This is a genomic window from Paracoccus sigandri (assembly GCF_003709565.1).
Classification (GTDB): domain Bacteria; phylum Pseudomonadota; class Alphaproteobacteria; order Rhodobacterales; family Rhodobacteraceae; genus Paracoccus; species Paracoccus siganidrum.
This window is the reverse complement of sequence record NZ_QNRC01000003.1, coordinates 156,822-174,921: the sequence shown is the minus strand read 5'-3', so window position 1 is coordinate 174,921 and position 18,100 is coordinate 156,822. Positions and strand designations below refer to the sequence as shown.

The following is an 18,100-nucleotide window of genomic DNA, read 5'->3' as shown; positions in this document are numbered from 1 at the left end:
CCGGCGTCAGGCCAGCGCCGCCTGCCAGGCATCGCCATAGGCGCGCAGGGCCGCGGCATCGGCGGGGGGCGCGACGGGCCGGGTCTGCACCGGCATCGCGCGGTCCAGCGCCAGCATCGCCGCCCCGGCCGAGGTCCCGGTCGCGGAGGCGGAGGCGGCGCAGCGCACGCCCTGGGGGTGGCGCGCGGCCAGCATCGCCAGGAAATCGCGGTTGCGGGCAAAGGGGCCCTCGACGATCACCGGCCCGCATGCCCCGACCAGCCCGAGGCAGGTTTCGGTCATCAGCGCTAGATACCAGGACAGCGCGACCATCCGCTCGCCATCGCTGTGCGCATCAGTGCTCCAGCGCATCGCGCGGCCCCGGAACGGCCCCGATTCCGGCTCGATCGCGGGCAGGATCGCCAGCCCGTCGCGCAGCACCCGCGCGCGGTCGGCATCGCCGGGGACGGCGTTTGATCCCGCGCGGATCACCTCGAATTCCCGCCCGCCCATGAAGCGCCCCGAGGGCACCGGCTGGCCAAGCGCGTTCACGTTCACCAAGACGTCGCGCGCCGGGTCCAGCGCGACCGGGTCCCCGCCCACCGCCATCGCCACCACCCATGTCCCGGTCGAGACCACCGCGAAAGGCGCCGCCTGGCCAAGCACATAGGGGTAGAGCGAGGCATTGCTGTCATGGATGCCGACCATCACCGGCGTTCCGGCGCGCAGCCCGGTCCGCGCCGCGACAGAGGGGCGCAGCCGGCCCAGCACCTCGGCCGGGCGGCGGGCGGGCGCGATCCGATCCGCCAGCCCCAGCCGCGCCGGCAGCTCCGAGAATTCGCCCCGCCACGGGTCCCACAGATCGGTATGGCATCCCAGCGAGGTCACGTCGCTGGCCAGCTCTCCGGTCAGGCGCCAGCCCCAGTATTGCGGATAGGTGACGATATGGGCGATGCGGTCGCGCAGGTCCGGCTGCGTATGCAGCAGCCAGTGCAGCTGCGCGCCCAGGTTCAGCCCGGCGGGCAGGCGCGGAGAACCGCTGCGCGCGAAATCGGGCCGGATCGCGTCATAGGCGGCGGCCAGCGCATCGGGGCCGGGATGTTCGTAATCCAGCATCGGCAGCGCGCCTCCGCTCGCGTCCAGCAGCACCGCCGAGGCGCCATGCGTGGTGACCGAGATCGCGTCGATGCCGTGGCGCTGGTGGAAGCCCGCCAGGTGGTGCAGGAAGAACCGCCAGTGCCCGTCCAGATCGGCATGCGGCCAGGGCGGGCCGGGCAGGGGGCGGTTCGGGCGGGTGACCACCTCGATCTCGGACAGGGTGGCGGCATCGACCAGCGCCAGCTTGGCATTGGTCTTGCCGATGTCGATGACGGCGATGCGCGTCATGGCAGATGGAACATCGGGATCAGCGGGACGGCGACGGGCTGGCCGTCCGGGTGGGTCTGCATCAGGTCGGCCATATGCGCCCACCAGCGCCGCATCACCGGATGGCCGGGCAGATCGTCCATGCCGTGATCGTCGCGCCGCCACAGCACCGCGAACAGCGCATCCGTTTCCGGGTCCAGGTGGATCGAGTAGTCCCGGATCCCCGCCGCGCGCAGCAATTCGGCCAGTTCCGGCCAGATCGCGTCGTGGCGGCGGCGGTATTCCTGGGCCATGCCGGGCTTCAGCATCATGCGGAAGGCGTATTTCTGCATCCTAGCGCCCCCTGGCCATGGCCAGCAGGCGCGGCAGGGCGATGACGCCGATCAGCAGCGCGCCGACGACGATCGACATGACGATGCCCGGCACGTTCATCAGCCCCAGCCCGAAGGTCACCAGCCCCATGACCAGCGCCGCCAGCACCACGCCGGGGATCGTCCCCGACCCGCCGAGGATGCTGACCCCGCCCAGCACGACGATGGTGACCACCTCCAGCTCGAATCCCGAGGCGATCGAGGGCCGGGTGGAGCCCAGCCGCGAGGTCAGGCAGATCGCGGCGACCCCGCTCATCAGCCCGGTCAGCAGGAACAGGATGAAGCGGATGCGGTCCACGCGGATGCCGGAAAACCGCGCGGCGGTGGCGTTGTTGCCGATGGCATAGACCATGCGCCCGAAATTCGTGCGGTGCAGCAGGATGCCGAATGCCAGCGCGGCAAGGGCGAAGATCACCAGTTCCACCGTGACGACCCAGAAGACATAGCCCTGCCCGAACCAGGCGAAGCCGGCCGGATAGCCGGTAAAGGCGCCGTCGCCCAGCACGATATAGCTGATGCCGCGAAACAGGCTCATCGTGCCGATGGTGACGACGATCGAGGGCAGGCCGAAGCGCGCCACCAGAAGCCCGTTGAAGGCGCCGCAGGCCAGCCCGGTGCCCAGCCCCAGCAGAACCAGCACCGGCACCGGCGCCCCCGCCGACATCGCCACCCCCATCACCGTCGAGGCCAGCGCGATGATCGCGCCGACCGACAGGTCGATTTCCCCCGCCACGATCAGCATCGCCATGGCGAAGGCGATCATCGCCTTTTCGGTGAAGTTGAAGGTGGCGTCCGACAGGCTCCACGGATCGAGGAACCAGGGCGAGGCCATCGCGTTCATGATGAAGATGGCGATGGCCACGACCAGCAGCAGCGCCTCCCAGCTTTTCAGCGCGCGGGCGGCGGGGCTGGTCAGGCGATCGGGGATGTGGCGGCCGGCGGTCGTCGGGTGGTCGGGAAGGCGGGAATCATGCGGGCTCATTGGCCGGCCTCCTGCAGCTGGCGGGCTTCGGCCTTCTTCAGGATGATCCGGCCCGGCTCGCGCCGGCTGGCGGCGTTGAAGGCGATGGCGATCAGGATCGCGCTGCCCGAGATCGCCATCTGCCAGAAGGGCGAGATGCCGACCACCGGCAGGGCGTTCTTGATGATCCCCAGGAACAGCGCCCCCATCACGCAGCCCGCGACGGTGCCCGCGCCCCCGGCGATGGCGATGCCTCCGATCACGCAGGCGGCGACCACGTCCAGCTCGAACCCGCCGGCGATGTCGACATAGGCGACCGCATAGCGCGCCACCCACAGATAGCCGGTCAGCCCGGCCAGCGCCCCGGCCAGCACGAAGGCCAGGAACTGCGTCCGCCCGACCGAGATCCCGGTATAGACCGCCGCATGGGGATTGCCGCCCGCCGCGTAGAAGGCGCGCCCCAGCGGCGTGCGGGTCATCAGCAGCGCGAAGCCCGCCGTCACCGCGACGGCGATCCAGGCCATGACCGGCAGGCCGGCGATGACCGTGCGCGGGAAGGCCTTGAAGGCCGCGCTCATCTGGTGGGCGTTGACCCATGCGCCGCCGGTCAGCAAAAAGATCGTGCCGCGATAGATGGTCATTGTTCCCAGCGTCACCACGATCGAGGGGATGCCCAGCTTCCAGACCAGCACCCCGTTGAAGGCGCCAAGCGCCGCGCCAAGCGCGATCACCGCCAGCAGGATCAGCGGCAGCGGCACGCCCGCCCCGTTCAGCAGCGCCGCGACCATGCCGCAGAGCGCCAGGTTGGCCGCCACCGACAGGTCGATGCACTTGGTCAGGATCACCGCCATCTGGCCAAGCGCCAGCAGGATCAGCGGCGAGGTGTCGGTCAGCACCCGCGCCAGGCTGCGCGGGCTGACGAAGGAGGGAAAGCGGCTGGCGATCAGCCCCAGCAGCGCCAGGATGGCCAGCGCCAGGATCGCCTCGCGTGATTTCAGCAGGCTCATGCGGCGGCTCCTTCGATGCCCACGGCGGCGCGGACCAGGTTTTCGGGCGTCATGTCATCGCCGGTGAATTCGGCGGCGATGCGGCCTTCGCGCATGACGATGACGCGGTCGGACATGCCCAGCACCTCGGGGATCTCGCTGCTGACCATGATGACGGCCAGCCCCTGGGCGGCCAGTTCCGACATGAAGTCGTGGACGGCGGCCTTCGAGCCGATGTCGATGCCCTTGGTCGGCTCGTCCAGGATGATGATGCGCGGCTTCGTGGCCAGCCATTTGGCGATCACCACCTTCTGCTGGTTGCCCCCCGACAGCAGGCCCACGTCCTGGTCCAGGCTGGCGGCGCGCAGATCCAGCCTCTGCGTGTATTCGCGGGCCAGCGCGAATTCCTCGGCCAGCCGCAGGAAACCCGCCCGGCTGGTCCGCGCCAGCGAGGGCAGGGTGACGTTCTGGAAGATCGGCAGGCCCTTGACCGTGCCCTGCCGGCCGCGATCCTCGGGGACATAGACGATGCCCGCCGCCACCGCCTGGGCGGTCGAGCGGATGACGCGCACCTGATCGCCCAGGCGGCAGGCGCCCTTCGAGGGCCGGGTGATGCCGAACAGCGCCTGCATCACCTCGGAGCGCCCGGCGCCCACAAGGCCGTAGAAGCCGAGGATCTCGCCCTGGTGCAGGGTGAAGGTGATGTCCTCGAATTCGGTGGGGTGGCAGTAGCCGGCGACGGTCAGGGCCGGCGGGCCGATCCGGGCGGGGCGCTTGGGATAGATCTGGTCGACGGACCGGCCGACCATCATCCGCACCAGCCCGGCTTCGGTCGCCTCGGCCATCAGCCCCTCGGCCACGAAGGCGCCGTCGCGGAAGACGGTCCAGCGGTCGGCGATGCGGAAGATCTCGTCGAACTTGTGGCTGATGAACAGGATCGCCTTGCCCTGCGCCTTCAGCTTCTCGACCAGCTCGTAAAGCTCGGCGATCTCCTTGTGGGACAGGGCCGCGGTGGGTTCGTCCATGATGACCACGCGGGCGTCGATGGACAGCGCGCGGGCGATGGCGACCAGGTGCTTGCTGGCGATGCCCAGGTCGCGCAGCCGCGCAGCCGGGTTCAGGTCGGCGCCGATGCCGGCCAGGATTTCCTTCGCGCGCCGGCGCATGGCGCGGCGGTCGATCAGGCCCCAGCGCGTGCGCGGGGCGTGGCCGATGAAGATGTTCTCGGCCACGGTCATCTCGTCGAACAGCACGGTTTCCTGGTGGATCGCCGTCACCCCGGCCGCCCCTGCCGCCTGCGCGGTCGGGAAGCGGGTTTCCGTGCCATCGACGATGATCCGCCCCTCGTCGGGCTGATGGATGCCGGTCAGGATCTTGACGATGGTCGATTTTCCCGCGCCGTTCTCGCCGATCAGCGCGGTGACCTGGCCGGGGAACAGGTCCAGCCGCACGCCGTTCAGCGCCCTGACGCCGGGAAATGTCTTGACGATGTCGCGCAGCGACAGCACCGGGGCGCCGTCTGCGGCCGGGGGCGTGGCTTGCATGGGACTGGTCCTTCGGGATGGGTCGGCCCGGCGAAGCGGCCGCCGGGCCGGGGACAGGGCTCAGAAGACGCTGCTGAACTCGTCGATATTCGTTTCGTCATAGACGAAGGGATCGGCCATCGCCGCCTCGGCATTGTCGTCCAGCACCACCTCGCCCATCCGGCCGATGGGGATCGTCGCGCCCGGCTCGGCGGTGGCGTGGTCCTTGGCCAGGTGATAGGCGATCATGGTCGCCGAATAGCCCAGGTCGATCGGGTTCCAGATCGCGAAGCTTTTCGAGGCGCCCGATTTCACATGCCCGGCCATTTCCGAGGGCAGGCCAAGCCCGGTCACGTTCACCTGGCCCACCTTGCCGGCATCGGTGACGGCCTGCGCGGCGGCGACGATGCCCACCGAGGTCGGGGCGATGATCGCCTTCAGGTCCGGATGCGACTGCATCAGCCCCTGCGCCTCGCGATAGGACTTGTCGGCCAGGTCGTCGCCATAGACCGTCGCCACGACATTGATGTCGGGATAGTCGCCCTTGATCTTGTCCATCTCGGCGATCCAGGTGTTCTGGTTGGTCGAGGTGGTGGTGGCCGACAGGACCGCGACATCGCCGCCCTCGGGCAGCTCGTCCGCGGCCAGCTTGATGATCATGTTGCCGATCAGCGGTGCCGAGGACGGGTTCAGGTGCATCTGCCGCCCCTCGGGCGCGACGCCGCTGTCCCAGCTGATGACGGTGATGCCGCGATCCATCGCGCGCTTCAGCGTCGGCACCAGCGCGTCGGTGTCGTTGGCGCTGACGGCGATCGCGTCCACCCGCTGCGCGATCAGGCTGTTGATGACCTCGATCTGGCCTTCGGCGGTGGTGTCGGTCGGGCCGGTATAGATGATCTCGACATCGCCCAGCTCGGCCGCCGCCTCTTGCGCGCCCTTGTTGGCGGCCTCGAAGAAGCCGATGCCAAGCGCCTTGGCGACGAGCGCGATCCGCAGCTGTTCGGCCTGCGCCGCCCCCGCCATCAGGGCCGAGGCCATCGCGGCCGTGGCCAGCGCCTTTCTCAGAATGCTCATGTGTTCCTCCCCTCTGAGCCTTGTCTTGTCGCGCGTCACTCCTCGGCGCGCTTCCTGCGGTCCGACGCGGCCGGTTCGACCACGATCAGACGGATTTCGGCCGCTTCCAGCATCCGGGCGGCGCGATCCTCGATCCCGTCATCGGTGATGACGGTGTGAATGCGGTTCAGCGGGCACAGCAGCAGGCTGGAGCGCTGCGCGAATTTCGAGCTGTCGGCCAGCACGATCAGCTCGTCCGCCTGCCCGATCAGCTTCTGCTCGGCCTGCACCAGCAGCGGGTCGCCCTCCATCAGCCCCAGCGGGCCAAGGCCGCGGCAGCCCATGAACATGCGCCGCGCATAGAAATGGTTGCTGCCGTCGGCGTCGAAGGGCGACAGGATGATGTTCTGTTCGCGATAGATCGCACCCGCCGGCAGCAGCACGGTGTTCTTCGACTGCTTCAGCAGATGCTCGGCGATGGGAAAGCTGTTGGTGAAGACCTGGAGCCGCTTCGTGGTCAGCGGATGGACCATCTGGAAGGTGGTCGTGCCGCCGTTGATGATGATCGCGTCGCCATCCTCGCACAGGTCCACGGCGGCCTGCGCGATGGCGCGCTTCTGGGCGATGTGCAGGGTCTCGTTCACCGCGAAGGGCCGGGCGTTGATGCCCACGAATTGCGGCGGCGCGATCGCCTCGGCCCCGCCGCGCACCCGGCGCAGCTTCTTGGCCACATGCAGCTGCGCGATGTCGCGCCGCACCGTCGCCTCGGACACGCCGGTCAGCGCGCAGAGATCGGCCACCGTGACCACCGGCCGTTCCTGGACCGCCGACAGGATGATGCGATGACGTTCGGTTTCCAGCATGAGCCCCTCCGTTCGGCCACCAGTCTCCATCATTTTCGATCACTGTCAATCATTTTCAGTCGCAGAAACGGTTTCTGCAGCTGCACAATGATTGAATATGATCGAAATTGATTGACATTTGGCGATTCCCGGACCTATTTCAGGGGTCGAAGGCGCGGCGTCCTGCCGGCTGCAAGGGAGGCAACCATGACCACGACCATCGCCGCCAACCGGCTTGAAAACCTGTGGGACGACGCCCGCGCCGCGTCGATGAGCGAATCGGAAAAGCTGCTCTACCGGTCGAACCTGCTGGGCTCGGACAAGCGGGTGACGAATTACGGCGGCGGCAATACCAGCGCCAAGGTCCAGGAGGTCGATCCGCTGACCGGCGCGCCGGTCGAGGTGCTGTGGGTCAAGGGTTCGGGCGGCGATATCGGCTCGATGAAGATGGACGGTTTCGCGACGCTCTACATGGACCGGCTGCGGGCGCTGAAGGGCAAGTATCGCGGCCCGGCCTTCGAGGACGAGATGGTCGGCTATCTGCCGCATTGCACCTTCGGGCTGAACCCGCGCGCCGCCAGCATCGACACGCCGCTGCATGCCTATGTGCCCCGCCGCCATGTCGATCACGTCCATTCCGACGCGATCATCGCCATCGCGGCCTCGACCAATTCGCGCGAACTGACGGCCGAGATCTTCGGCGACGAGATCGGCTGGCTGCCCTGGAAGAAGCCCGGCTACGAACTGGGCCTGTGGCTGGAGAAATTCGCGACCAAGAACCCGCGGGCCAGGGGCTGCGTGCTGGAAAGCCACGGGCTGTTCACCTGGGCGGATGACGCGAAGGACTGCTATCTGACCACGCTGGAGATCATCAACAAGGCCGCCGCCTGGCTGGAGGTGAAGACCGCCGGCAAGCCCGCCTTCGGCGGCGCGAAGCGGGTCACGCTGGAGGCGGATCAGCGCCGCGCGATAGCCGCGCGGCTGATGCCGGTGATCCGGGGCCTGATCTCGGGCGATCGTCACAAGGTCGGCCATTTCGACGACCAGCCCGCCGTCCTGGAATTCGTCGGATCGCAGATGCTGGAGGCGCTGGCGCCGCTTGGCACCTCTTGCCCCGACCATTTCCTGCGCACCAAGATCCGGCCGCTGGTGGTGGATTTCGACCCGGCCAATCCCGACCTGGACGCGACCATCGCCGGGCTGGACAAGGCCGTCGCCGATTACCGCGCGGATTACACCGCCTATTACGAACGCTGCAAGCATCCCGACAGCCCGGCTTTGCGCGATCCGAACGCGGTCGTCTACCTGGTGCCCGGCGTCGGCATGATCACCTTCGCGCTGGACAAGGCGACGGCGCGGATCTCGGGTGAGTTCTACGTGAACGCGATCAACGTGATGCGCGGGGCCAGCGCGGTGTCGACCTATCAGGGCCTGCCGGAACAGGAAGCCTTCGACATCGAATACTGGCTGCTGGAAGAGGCGAAGCTGCAGCGGATGCCCAGGCCGAAATCGCTGGCGGGGCGGGTGGCGCTGGTCACTGGCGGGGCGGGCGGCATCGGCGCGGCCACGGCCGAGCGTTTCCTGCGCGAAGGCGCCTGCGTGATGCTGGCCGATATCGACGCCGAGGCGCTGGCGGCGACGGTAGAAAATCTTTCCATCCGCTACGGAAAGGACGTCCTGCGCGGCGTGCCGATGAACGTGACCAGCGAGGCGCAGGTGGGTGATGCCTATGCCGCGATGGGGGTCGAGTTCGGCGGCATCGACATCCTGGTCTCGAATGCCGGGATCGCCTCCTCGGCGCCCGTCGAGGAGACCTCGCTGGCCTTGTGGAACCGGAACATGGACATCCTGTCCACCGGCTATTTCCTGGTCAGCCGCGAGGCGTTCCGCATGATGCGGGTGCAGGGCATCGGCGGCTCGGTCGTCTTCGTGGCCTCGAAGAACGGGCTGGCGGCCAGCCCCAATGCCAGCGCCTATTGCACCGCCAAGGCGGCCGAGATCCACCTGGCTCGCTGCCTGGCGCTGGAAGGGGCCGAGGCGGGGATCCGCGTCAACGTGGTCAATCCCGACGCGGTGCTGCGCGGCTCGAAGATCTGGGAAGGCGAATGGCTGGACCAGCGCGCCTCGACCTATGGCACCGACAAGCAGGGGCTGGAGGAGATGTATCGCCAGCGGTCGCTGCTGAAACGCTCGGTCCTGCCCGAGGACATCGCCGAGGGGGTGTATTTCTTCGCCGCCGACCTGTCGGCCAAATCGACCGGGAACATCCTGAATGTCGATGCCGGCAACGTCCAGGCCTTCACGCGGTGATGGCCATGAAATCGGTGATCGAACAGGAAAACGCCGCCCGCGAAGCCGACCTTGCCGCCGATTACGACGCGCTTGGCGCCCAGCTGGCGCGGCGCGGCGTGGAGATCGAGGCGCTGACCGCCCGCGCGATGGCCTTTGGCGTCGCGGTCCCCAGCTGGGGCACCGGCACCGGCGGCACCCGCTTCGCCCGCTTTCCGGGCGACGGAGAGCCGCGCGGCATCATGGACAAGCTGGAGGATTGCGGCGTGATCCACCAGCTTGGCGGCGCGACGCCGCGCGTCAGCCTGCATGTCCCCTGGGACAGGGCCGACCCGGCCCTGCTGCGCGAAAAGGCCGCGGCGCTGGGGCTGGGCTTCGATGCGATGAATTCCAACACCTTCCAGGACCAGCCGGACCAGGCGCTCAGCTACAAGTTCGGGTCGCTGTCCCATACCGATGCGGGCGTGCGGCGGCAGGCCGTCGAGCACAACCTGGAATGCATCGAGATCGGCCGCGCCATCGGCGCGAAGGCGCTGACGGTCTGGATCGGCGACGGCTCGAACTTTCCCGGCCAGACCTCGCTGTCGCGGCAGTTCGATCGCTATCTGGATTCGATGAAGGCGATCTATGCCGGGCTGCCCGAGGATTGGCGGATCTTTTCCGAACACAAGATCTATGAGCCGGCCTTCTATTCGACCGTGGTGCAGGACTGGGGCACCAGCCTGATGACCGCGCAGGAGCTGGGCCCGCAGGCGCAATGCCTGGTCGATCTGGGCCATCACGCGCCCAATGTGAATATCGAGATGATCGTGGCGCGGCTGATCCGGGCGGGCAAGCTGGGCGGCTTCCACTTCAACGACAGCAAATATGGCGACGACGACCTGGACGCCGGCACGATCGAGCCCTTCCGGCTGTTCCTGGTCTTCAACGAGCTGGTCGAGCTGGAGGATACGCCCGGCCTGGACCTGGCCCACATGATCGACCAGAGCCACAATGTCACCGATCCGATCGAAAGCCTGATCGTCTCGGCCGCCGCGATCCAGCGCGCCTTCGTGCAGGCCAGCCTGGTCGACCGGGCGGCGCTGGAGGGCTATCGGCAGGATAACGATGCGCTGATGGCGGCGGCGGTGCTGCGGCAGGCGTTCCGCACCGATGTCGAGCCGATCCTGCAAATGGCGCGGCTGCGCAAGGGGGCCGCGATCGATCCGGTCGCGACCTTCCGCGCATCCGGCTATCGGGCGCGGGTCGCGGCGGAACGGCCCCGGATCGCCGGCGGCGGGGGCGGCATCGTCTGAACCGGCGGGCGTTTCGCGCCGCATCGGCGGGACTTTTCCGGTCGGCGGGCCAACGGCTTGCCGTCGGGCGGATCCGTTGCGATCCTGCGGCCCATGCCCGATCCCCTGCGCCCCGATCCGCTGCGGCTTGTCGGCCGGCATGTCGCGCTCAGCGCAAGCCTGCTGCGCAGCTACGGGGCCGCGCTGGCGGCGCTGTGGATGGGCGGGACGCTGTTCAAGCTGATCCTGATGCGGGCGGCGGTCGAGATCGGCTTTCTCAGCCGCGTCGCCGGGCTGATCGCGCTGGTGCCGGTGATCCTGCTGCAGCTGGTGGTCTTCGTCGCCATGTTCGTCATCCTGCGCGACGGGCTGCCCAATATCCGCCTGCGCCGCCGCCGCAGGCAGGCGCGCGAGGCCATGGCCGCGCCGGAACCGGAGGGGCGCGCGCCCCGCGCCGGCCTCCTTGCCGGGGCGCTGCTGGCGGTGCTGATCCCCTTCTATGCCTATTACGCGGGCTGGGGCCTTCTGGGGAACACGCTGCGCGACTATTCGCAGATCTTCCTTGCCGCGCAGATGGAGCGGATCGACTTTGCCGATCCCGAGATGGGCCCGGCCGCGCTGGAGGTCGGCGGCACCCTCTGGGTGGCCGTGGCGGTGGCGGTGACATGGGCGATCCGCCGCGCCGCCAAGGCGCTGCACAAGCGGACCGGCGCGGGGTTCTGGCCTCTGCTGGTCGTCGCCTGCGAGGCCAGCTGGGTGCTGCTGGGCCTCTATGTCGTCTCGGGCTGGGAGGCGCAGCTGGTCGACTGGCTGGCCGGGCTGCCGCCGCCGGGCGAATGGCTGCGGCAGCTGTTGCCGGCGGCCTGGGCGCAGATCGCCGATGCCTCGGTCCGGCCGGTCGACTGGGCGCCGGAATTCCGGCCCTGGCCGTTCCTGACATCGCTGTTCTGGTATGCGCTGCTGCCGCTGGTCTGGTTCAACCTGGGCGCCATCGTCTATGGCCACGACCTGGACATGATGAGCGACGCCACCCGCCGCCTGGCCGGCCGCGCGCTGGAACGCTGGCAGGCGCTGCCCCGGCCGGTCACGGATTTCCTGGGCCATTTCTGGACCGGGCTGGTCAAGCGCTGGCACGCGGTGGTCAATGGCGTGCTGCTGGCCGGGTCGGCCGGCGTCGCGCTGTCGGTCTCGGTCATCGTGCTGTGGCGGCTGGCGGACTGGCTGGGCCGGTGGGCCTGGCTCGGCGTGGCGGAACTGATCGGGCCGCAGGATCACTTGACCTGGCAGGTGCTGGTCACGCCGCTCAGCCTGCTGTTCGGCGCGCCGGGTCAGCCCCAGGACGGGCTGGTCGTCAGCGTGGTGCAGTTCTGCATCCTTGCCGCCGGGCTGGAGCTGGCCGGCCGGGCGCAGCAGGCGCGCGCCGCCTGACATTGCCTTGGCAGATCTCTGGCGGAGCGAATCTTGCCGCCTCGGCCAGCAGCACCGCGGGTTTCAGCAGGTGATCGGCAGCTGCGGCCGATGGGTCGAGGCGGCCGCCGGCCATGGCTCAATCCTCTCGCTCCACCGCCGCCTTTACCCTTTCAGCCCATGTCTCGCTCATCAGGCGGCAGCGCTGCCGCAGTGCCTTCGCGACCGCCGCCGCCATCTCGGCAATCACGGGATCCGGGTCTGCGGCGGCCTTGTCAAAGACCTTTGCCGCCTGCTCGCGGTCCTCCGGGGTCTTCGCAATCGCCAGCCCCATGTCGATCATCATGTCGGTCGCCGCCCGCCTGGTCGCGGTGAGGTTCGCCTCCAGCTCGGCGATGCGTTGTTCCGGCGTCATGCCCTCAACTGCTCCTCCCGGTTTCTCGGCAATTGCGCTGCACCTTCATTCCCTTGTCGCCGGCGACCGTCAACCGCGAACTCCAGAGACCGCGGGGTTCTTTCACGGTCCGCTTTCGCCGCCTTTCCGCTGCGCATGATACATGATGGCCAACAGCCTGTCCTCAGTGCAGCGGTGCGGGTTTGCGTGCGGGGAAGGGAGGCTGCTGCCTTTCTAGCGCGGGCCAGCCAGCGGATGTTTCGGCCCCGGTCGAAATGTCGGAGACTGGGCAGGTGATGGCTTGCGAGTATTGTGGCATCCGGATGGGGCCTTTGAAGATGTGGTCGAGGGCGACACGCGCCCGAGAACCCATCCGGAAGGATGCGTTTCGTAGCGGAAGAAAGTGAATGAAAATGAGATGGCGTCGCGTTGGGCTGGTGGCCGCGCTTCTGGTCGGTCTGACATGGGTAGGTCTCGAAAGGATCCTCATGGAATTATCCTGGAGGCCAGTCGATCTTGGCGCCGATCTCGATGCCGAATATGGCGAGCCGCTGCGGCGAGGCGATACCGGTGTGCAGGTCCGGGATCAGCCCTGCATGGAACAGCTGGTCTTCAAGGACATGGACGTTTCCATTTCGGGACCGATGCCGTCGCCGAAGGATGGTGAAATCGTCATGGCCATATATCTAAGCGCCCCGGAAGCTCTCGCAGGGCAGCTATATCTGGGGCCGCCAGCGCGTGATCTTCGCGTTCATGGCATCCCCCTCTGCCGCGCGTCCGCCGATCTGCCAAGTGTCGGCGATACCGACGGCTGGGGGTATCTGTGGGTCGATTTCGTCGACGTGAAGAACCGGCGCTTCATGACATTCCAGAGCGAAGATCCCGCCCGGATCCTTGCCTGGCGGAGCGTCCGGGTGGACCTGCATCCGATCGCCCGGAAAACGGCAAGCGGCGGGTTTGCGGGTATCACCGTCTCGGAAAAGGCATCGAGGCAATGAGCGCAAGCCGGACACCGGCCGGCATCCTGCGCGGTTCGCGGAGCCGAAGGGCGGCCGTCACTGCGGGGCCGGGTTCGGAAGCCTACCGCCCGGCGGGGGGCTGACGCAGATGCCAGTTGGTCATCCGCGAAACCGCCCCGCAAGCGCCACGGTCGCTATCTGGCTCTGATCCGTGTCAGGATGATCGCCGTTGCCGCGGCAAGGATCAGGCCGCTGATCAGGAACACGCCGCGCGGACCAAAGATTTCCAGCGCGACACCGCCGAGGCCGGCGCCGGACGCGATGGCAAAGTTGATCGCCGCCACGATCAGGCTGCCGCCGGCTTCCGCCTGGTCGGGAATGGTGCGGGTGATCCAGGTGGACCAGGCCACCGGCACGCCCGCGAAGACCAGCCCCCACAGCGCGATCATGCCCGCGTCCAGCGGTGCCGCGCCGCCGAAGGACGTCAGCAGCAGCGCCAGAGCCGCCATGACCAGCGGCATCAGCAGCAATGCAAGCCACAGTGAACGCTCGATGACGTAGGCGATCAGGTAGGTGCCGGCGAAATTCGCCAGGCCGAAGGCGAAGAGGATCGCGGTCACGCCCTCCACGCCGACGCCGGTCACGTTTTCGAGGAACGGGCGGATATAGGTGAAGAAGGTGAAATGGCCGGCAAAGACCAGCAGGACGGCGATCATGCCGATGCCCATGCCGGGGCGGCGAAGCACCTCCAGCAATATGCCGGGGCGGCCGTTGCCCTGGGCGGGAAGCGCGGGCAGGGTCAGGAACTGGACCAGCAAGGCCAGCACGCCCAGCCCGGTTGCGGCCAGAAAGACGCCGCGCCATCCGACCAGCGCGCCCAGATAGCTGCCGACCGGAACCGCAAGGACGGTCGCGGCCGACACGCCCATGAACATGATCGCCAGCGCGCGGGGGATGGCGTTCTCCGGCACCAGCCGCATGACGGTCGCCACGGACAGGCTCCAGAAACCGCCGAGGGCGACGCCCATCAGGATCCGGCCAAGCAGCAGCGTTGCCAGGCCCGGCGCGGCGGCAACGATCAGGTTGGAGACGATGAGCAGCATGGACAGCCCCATCAGCACGATCCGCCGGTCCAGCCCGCGGGCGAGCGTCGAGATGAGCAGGCTGGTGATCAGCGCCACGAAGGCCGTCGCCGTGACGGCCTGCCCGGCCGCGCCCTTGCTGATCTGCAGGCCTTCGGCCAGGGGGGTCAGCAGGCTGGCGGGCAGGAACTCGGCCGTGACCAGCGCGAAGACGCCAAGCGACATGGACAGGACCGCGCCCCAGGCAGGCCGGTCGGGGCGGGCAGCGTCGAGTGAAAGATCGGCGATATCCGTCGGGGTCGAAATATCTGTCGGCATGTGCAGTCCTTGAGAAGAAGGAGGGTATTCGTAGAATCTGGCTGGAAATCCCGGATGATCCATGCCAGTTTATCCGTCATGCTTGATCGAAAAGCCGAACCTGCCGACCGCAGCGATGCGGTGACCGAGGTGCTTCTGGGGATGCGCCTGCGCGGGGCACGCTATTGGCGGCTGCGGTTGTCGCCGCCGTTCGGGGTGAATTTCGACGCGGGCGGCGGCGCGCGCTTCCATTTCGTCGGGCAGGGCGAGGCATTGGTGACGGTCTCGGGCCTGCCGCCTCGACGGGTCAGGGCGGGGGGCGCGGTGCTGATCCCCCGCGGTCATCCGCACCAGATCCTGTCGGCGCCGCGCGTCGCCGCCCGTGATTTCGGAAGCTATACGCCCGAGCCCCGCTGCCAGGCCTTCGCCGAGATCCGGGACTGCAATGCCTTGGCTTGCCGCAGCACGGACACCACCATCCTGACCGGCGTGATGGAGCTTGACCTGGTCACCATGCATCCCCTGGTCGCGCTGATGCCCGAGGCGATGGCGGTCGACGACCTGATGGAGCGCCAGCCCGAGATGCACGCCATCCTTGCCGCGATGGAGATCGAAATGGCCGAGGACCGTCCCGGCTCGGCGGGCATCCTGGCACGGCTGGCGGATGTGGTCGCCGCCCTGATCGTGCGGGGCTGGATCGAATGCGGCTGCGACAACGCATCCGGCGTGATCACCGCCCTTCGCGATCCGCGCCTGGCCCGCGTCCTGGTCGCGCTGCACAAGGATCCGGGCCGTGAATGGAACATCCCGGCGATGGCCGACCTGATGGGCGCCTCGCGATCGGTGTTTTCCGAGCGTTTCACATCGATCGTCGGGGTCAGCCCGCTGCGCTATGTCACGGATCTGCGGATGCGGATCGCTGCGGGATGGCTGGCGCAAGAGGGCAGCTCGGTCGCCTCGGTCGCGCATCGGCTGGGATACGGCTCGCAGGCGGCATTCACCCGCGCCTTCAAGCGCGTGATCGGCACCTCGCCCGGCAATCTGCGGCGGAACGCAAGGTAGGGAACCGGCGCCATGCATGTCGGCGATGGGGACCCGGAAGGCGCCGCAGGGCGAAGCGGCCGACCGGCATCGTCGCCGGTTTCTGGGCACGACCCAGGCTGCGGGCATCTCGCATGGGATTTCGCGCGGCGACAGGTCTCATCCGTTCGGCCTGGTTCAAACCGGGTGAGCGCCGGCACGGGTTCATCGACGCAAAGATCACGTTGCCGAACCCGCATTCGCGATCAGTAAGATGGGGGCGAAACCGCGCTGACGATCTGGGCGACCGTCGTGCCGACATTGCGGAAGCGGTGCGGTTCGCGGCTGTCGAAGTAATAGCCGTCGCCCCGGACCAGGGTCCGGGTCTGCTGGCCCACCGTCAACTCGATGCTGCCCGACACCACGCAGCCCGCCTCTTGCGCCGTATGGGTCAGCATCTCGCCCGTATCGGCGCCGATGGCATAGGTTTCCTTCAGGAACTGGAAGGTCCGGTAGGGATGGTTCAAGCCGATCAGCCGGTAGGAGATGCTGTCCGGGTTGCCGATCTCGGGCAGGTCGTCGGCGGGATAGAACGGGCTGCGGCTGCCTTCGGTCAGCCCGCCCAGGAACTCGGCCAGCCGGCTGCCAAGCGCATCCAGCACCGCTTGCAGCGTGTCGATGCTGGGGCTGATCCGGTCCCGCTCGATCAGCGAGATCGTCGTATGCGACACGCCCGAACGCGCCGCCAATTCGCGGGTGCTGAGCTGGCGGCGCATGCGCAAGGCGCGCAGGCGATTTCCAATCTTGGCCATTAAACTGTCCTGATCTGCGCATATTCCGCCAGAATCTCTGCCATTATTGAGAAAGATCTGCAAACAATACTTTCCATCCTGCCGGGCCCGGCTGTCGCGAAGGTGGATATCGGGTAAGATCCGGGGCGATGAAGGCTGCGGCCTGTCGCCGGCCGCGCCGCTCTTGCAACGTCTCCAACCATGGACCCGATCAGATGAAAGACATGCCCGAATTTTCCGGAGTCACCTATGTCAAGCAGCCCTCGCGCAGCGCGGCGGGCGACAATGCCCCGGTCGAGGAGCTGGTGGCCCAGATACTGGCGGCGGTGCGCAAGGACGGCGATGCCGCCGTGCGCGCGTATTCGCGCCAGTTCGACAAGGCCGATCTCGAGATGTTCGAGGTGAGCGATGCCGAGCGCCACGCGGCGCTTGAGGCGCTGGACCCGCAGAGCCGCGCCGATACCGAATTCGCCATCGCCAATGTCCGCGCCTTCGCGCAGGCGCAGCTGTCGACGATCCAGCCGCTGGAGGTCGAGCCCTTGCCCGGCGTGCATATGGGCCATCGGGTGATTCCGGTCCAGCGCGTCGGCTGCTATGTTCCCGGAGGGCGCTATCCGCTGCTGTCGGCGCCGGTGATGACCATCGTCCCGGCCAAGGTGGCGGGGGTCGACGAGGTCGTTGCCTGCCTGCCGCCCAACGCCCATCCGGCGATGATCGCGGGCTGCCACCTGTCCGGCGCCGACCGCATCTTCCGCATCGGTGGCGCGCAGGCGATTGCGGCCATGGCATTCGGCACCGAAACCGTTCCCGCGGTCGACAAGATCGTCGGGCCCGGCAATGCCTTCGTGAACGAGGCCAAGCGGCAGGTCTTCGGCCCGATCGGCATCGACCAGCTTGCCGGCCCGTCCGAGATCTTCATCCTTGCCGATGAAACCGGCGATGCCGCGATGATCGCCACCGACCTGCTGGCGCAGGCCGAACATGACGTGCGCACGCGGGTCGGGCTGATCACCACGCACGAGCCGCTGGCCCGTGCCGTCCTGGCCGAGATGGATCGCCAGCTGGCCGACCTGTCCACGGCCGAAACCGCCGGCGCGGCCTGGCGCGACTATGGCGAGATCGCCCTGTGCGCGGACGAGGCGGCGATGATCGCCTATTCCGACCACATCGCGGCCGAGCATCTGCAGGTCCACACCGCCGATGCCCGCGAATTCGCGACCCGGTTGCGCAATTACGGATCGCTTTTCATCGGAGAGCTTGCCTCGGTCGTCTATTCCGACAAGTGCTCGGGCACGAACCACACGCTGCCGACGATGGCGGCTGGCCGTTATACCGGCGGGCTCTGGGTCGGGACCTATGTCAAGATCGCCACCCATCAGTGGCTGACCGAGGAAGGCGTCCGGCATGTCGCGCCTCCTGCCGCCCGTCAAAGCGCGAATGAGGGCCTGGAAGGCCATCGCCGGGCCGCGCAACTGCGGCTGGACCGCTTGTCGGAACGCTGAGGCAG

16 protein-coding genes are annotated in these 18,100 nt (G+C 68.0%); 6 read left to right on the top strand and 10 right to left on the bottom strand.

Annotated features, from left to right (window positions below; translation table 11 throughout):
- Positions 1–6: 6 nt before the first annotated feature.
- From C9E82_RS03715 to C9E82_RS03685, 7 genes are read right to left on the bottom strand one after another with little or no spacing between them, the layout of a single operon-like run.
- Positions 7–1,365 carry an FGGY-family carbohydrate kinase gene (locus C9E82_RS03715; protein WP_122449198.1) on the bottom strand — a complete coding sequence of 453 codons (1,359 nt, stop codon included), beginning with the start codon at positions 1,363–1,365 and terminating at the stop codon, positions 7–9.
- Positions 1,362–1,676, bottom strand: a complete 315-nt coding sequence (locus tag C9E82_RS03710; protein ID WP_119896144.1) for an L-rhamnose mutarotase — start codon at positions 1,674–1,676, stop codon at positions 1,362–1,364. Before C9E82_RS03710 ends, C9E82_RS03715 begins: the two co-directional genes overlap by 4 nt.
- Before the next feature lies 1 nt (position 1,677).
- A complete protein-coding gene (locus C9E82_RS03705) occupies positions 1,678–2,697 on the bottom strand; it encodes an ABC transporter permease (RefSeq protein WP_119896145.1) in 1,020 nt (339 codons plus the stop codon).
- Complete coding sequence (locus tag C9E82_RS03700) at positions 2,694–3,683, bottom strand: ABC transporter permease (protein WP_119896146.1); 990 nt, start codon at positions 3,681–3,683, stop codon at positions 2,694–2,696. Before C9E82_RS03700 ends, C9E82_RS03705 begins: the two co-directional genes overlap by 4 nt.
- Positions 3,680–5,206 (bottom strand): sugar ABC transporter ATP-binding protein, encoded by a 1,527-nt coding sequence (locus C9E82_RS03695; protein ID WP_119896147.1) that lies wholly within the window; start codon positions 5,204–5,206, stop codon positions 3,680–3,682. Before C9E82_RS03695 ends, C9E82_RS03700 begins: the two co-directional genes overlap by 4 nt.
- Before the next feature lie 60 nt (positions 5,207–5,266).
- Positions 5,267–6,259, bottom strand: coding sequence for a rhamnose ABC transporter substrate-binding protein (gene rhaS / locus C9E82_RS03690; RefSeq protein ID WP_119896148.1), 993 nt, complete (start codon positions 6,257–6,259; stop codon positions 5,267–5,269).
- Between the two features lie 35 nt (positions 6,260–6,294).
- Positions 6,295–7,101, bottom strand: a complete 807-nt coding sequence (locus C9E82_RS03685; protein ID WP_119896149.1) for a DeoR/GlpR family DNA-binding transcription regulator — start codon at positions 7,099–7,101, stop codon at positions 6,295–6,297.
- Positions 7,102–7,287: 186 nt separating this feature from the next.
- On the opposite strand from C9E82_RS03685, the gene C9E82_RS03680 reads away from it, so the two are divergent.
- The 3 genes from C9E82_RS03680 (at position 7,288) to C9E82_RS03670 (ending at position 12,071) form a co-directional block, all read left to right on the top strand.
- Entirely contained in the window at positions 7,288–9,390 is a 2,103-nt protein-coding gene (locus tag C9E82_RS03680) for a bifunctional rhamnulose-1-phosphate aldolase/short-chain dehydrogenase (RefSeq protein ID WP_119896150.1), read from the top strand.
- Positions 9,390–10,664, top strand: a complete 1,275-nt coding sequence (gene rhaI / locus C9E82_RS03675; protein WP_119896151.1) for an L-rhamnose catabolism isomerase — start codon at positions 9,390–9,392, stop codon at positions 10,662–10,664. Before C9E82_RS03680 ends, rhaI begins: the two co-directional genes overlap by 1 nt.
- Before the next feature lie 93 nt (positions 10,665–10,757).
- Positions 10,758–12,071: a hypothetical protein gene (locus C9E82_RS03670; protein WP_119896152.1), complete on the top strand. Its 1,314-nt coding sequence runs from the start codon at positions 10,758–10,760 to the stop codon at positions 12,069–12,071.
- 118 nt (positions 12,072–12,189) lie between these two features.
- Here the strand turns inward: C9E82_RS03670 and C9E82_RS03665 are convergent, their stop codons facing one another.
- Entirely contained in the window at positions 12,190–12,465 is a 276-nt protein-coding gene (locus C9E82_RS03665; RefSeq protein ID WP_119896153.1) for a hypothetical protein, read from the bottom strand.
- Positions 12,466–12,881: 416 nt separating this feature from the next.
- Between C9E82_RS03665 and C9E82_RS03660 the strand changes: the two genes are divergently transcribed.
- Positions 12,882–13,442: a hypothetical protein gene (locus C9E82_RS03660; RefSeq protein WP_183154034.1), complete on the top strand. Its 561-nt coding sequence runs from the start codon at positions 12,882–12,884 to the stop codon at positions 13,440–13,442.
- 155 nt (positions 13,443–13,597) lie between these two features.
- Here the strand turns inward: C9E82_RS03660 and C9E82_RS03655 are convergent, their stop codons facing one another.
- Positions 13,598–14,803, bottom strand: a complete 1,206-nt coding sequence (locus C9E82_RS03655; RefSeq protein ID WP_119896155.1) for an MFS transporter — start codon at positions 14,801–14,803, stop codon at positions 13,598–13,600.
- A 78-nt stretch (positions 14,804–14,881) separates the two neighbouring features.
- Here C9E82_RS03655 and C9E82_RS03650 point away from each other — a divergent pair, with 78 nt between their 5' ends.
- The gene (locus tag C9E82_RS03650) at positions 14,882–15,844 is read left to right on the top strand and encodes an AraC family transcriptional regulator (protein WP_119896220.1); all 963 of its coding nucleotides are present in this window, start codon (positions 14,882–14,884) and stop codon (positions 15,842–15,844) included.
- 224 nt (positions 15,845–16,068) lie between these two features.
- Here the strand turns inward: C9E82_RS03650 and C9E82_RS03645 are convergent, their stop codons facing one another.
- Complete coding sequence (locus C9E82_RS03645) at positions 16,069–16,614, bottom strand: cupin domain-containing protein (protein ID WP_119896156.1); 546 nt, start codon at positions 16,612–16,614, stop codon at positions 16,069–16,071.
- Positions 16,615–16,817: 203 nt separating this feature from the next.
- Here C9E82_RS03645 and hisD point away from each other — a divergent pair, with 203 nt between their 5' ends.
- Complete coding sequence (gene hisD, locus C9E82_RS03640) at positions 16,818–18,095, top strand: histidinol dehydrogenase (protein ID WP_244935992.1); 1,278 nt, start codon at positions 16,818–16,820, stop codon at positions 18,093–18,095.
- Positions 18,096–18,100 lie beyond the last annotated feature (5 nt).

Excerpts from the sequence above, each read along its gene's own strand:
- C9E82_RS03655 (WP_119896155.1), bottom strand. The coding sequence starts at position 14,803 with ATGCCGACAGATATTTCGACCCCGACGGATATCGCCGATCTTTCACTC.
- hisD (WP_244935992.1), top strand. The coding sequence starts at position 16,818 with ATGCCCGAATTTTCCGGAGTCACCTATGTCAAGCAGCCCTCGCGCAGC.
- C9E82_RS03665 (WP_119896153.1), bottom strand. The coding sequence starts at position 12,465 with ATGACGCCGGAACAACGCATCGCCGAGCTGGAGGCGAACCTCACCGCG.
- rhaS (WP_119896148.1), bottom strand. The coding sequence starts at position 6,259 with ATGAGCATTCTGAGAAAGGCGCTGGCCACGGCCGCGATGGCCTCGGCC.
- C9E82_RS03685 (WP_119896149.1), bottom strand. The coding sequence starts at position 7,101 with ATGCTGGAAACCGAACGTCATCGCATCATCCTGTCGGCGGTCCAGGAA.
- C9E82_RS03670 (WP_119896152.1), top strand. The coding sequence starts at position 10,758 with ATGCCCGATCCCCTGCGCCCCGATCCGCTGCGGCTTGTCGGCCGGCAT.
- C9E82_RS03680 (WP_119896150.1), top strand. The coding sequence starts at position 7,288 with ATGACCACGACCATCGCCGCCAACCGGCTTGAAAACCTGTGGGACGAC.
- C9E82_RS03645 (WP_119896156.1), bottom strand. The coding sequence starts at position 16,614 with ATGGCCAAGATTGGAAATCGCCTGCGCGCCTTGCGCATGCGCCGCCAG.
- C9E82_RS03700 (WP_119896146.1), bottom strand. The coding sequence starts at position 3,683 with ATGAGCCTGCTGAAATCACGCGAGGCGATCCTGGCGCTGGCCATCCTG.
- C9E82_RS03715 (WP_122449198.1), bottom strand. The coding sequence starts at position 1,365 with ATGACGCGCATCGCCGTCATCGACATCGGCAAGACCAATGCCAAGCTG.
- rhaI (WP_119896151.1), top strand. The coding sequence starts at position 9,390 with ATGGCCATGAAATCGGTGATCGAACAGGAAAACGCCGCCCGCGAAGCC.
- C9E82_RS03695 (WP_119896147.1), bottom strand. The coding sequence starts at position 5,206 with ATGCAAGCCACGCCCCCGGCCGCAGACGGCGCCCCGGTGCTGTCGCTG.
- C9E82_RS03705 (WP_119896145.1), bottom strand. The coding sequence starts at position 2,697 with ATGAGCCCGCATGATTCCCGCCTTCCCGACCACCCGACGACCGCCGGC.
- C9E82_RS03650 (WP_119896220.1), top strand. The coding sequence starts at position 14,882 with ATGCTTGATCGAAAAGCCGAACCTGCCGACCGCAGCGATGCGGTGACC.
- C9E82_RS03710 (WP_119896144.1), bottom strand. The coding sequence starts at position 1,676 with ATGCAGAAATACGCCTTCCGCATGATGCTGAAGCCCGGCATGGCCCAG.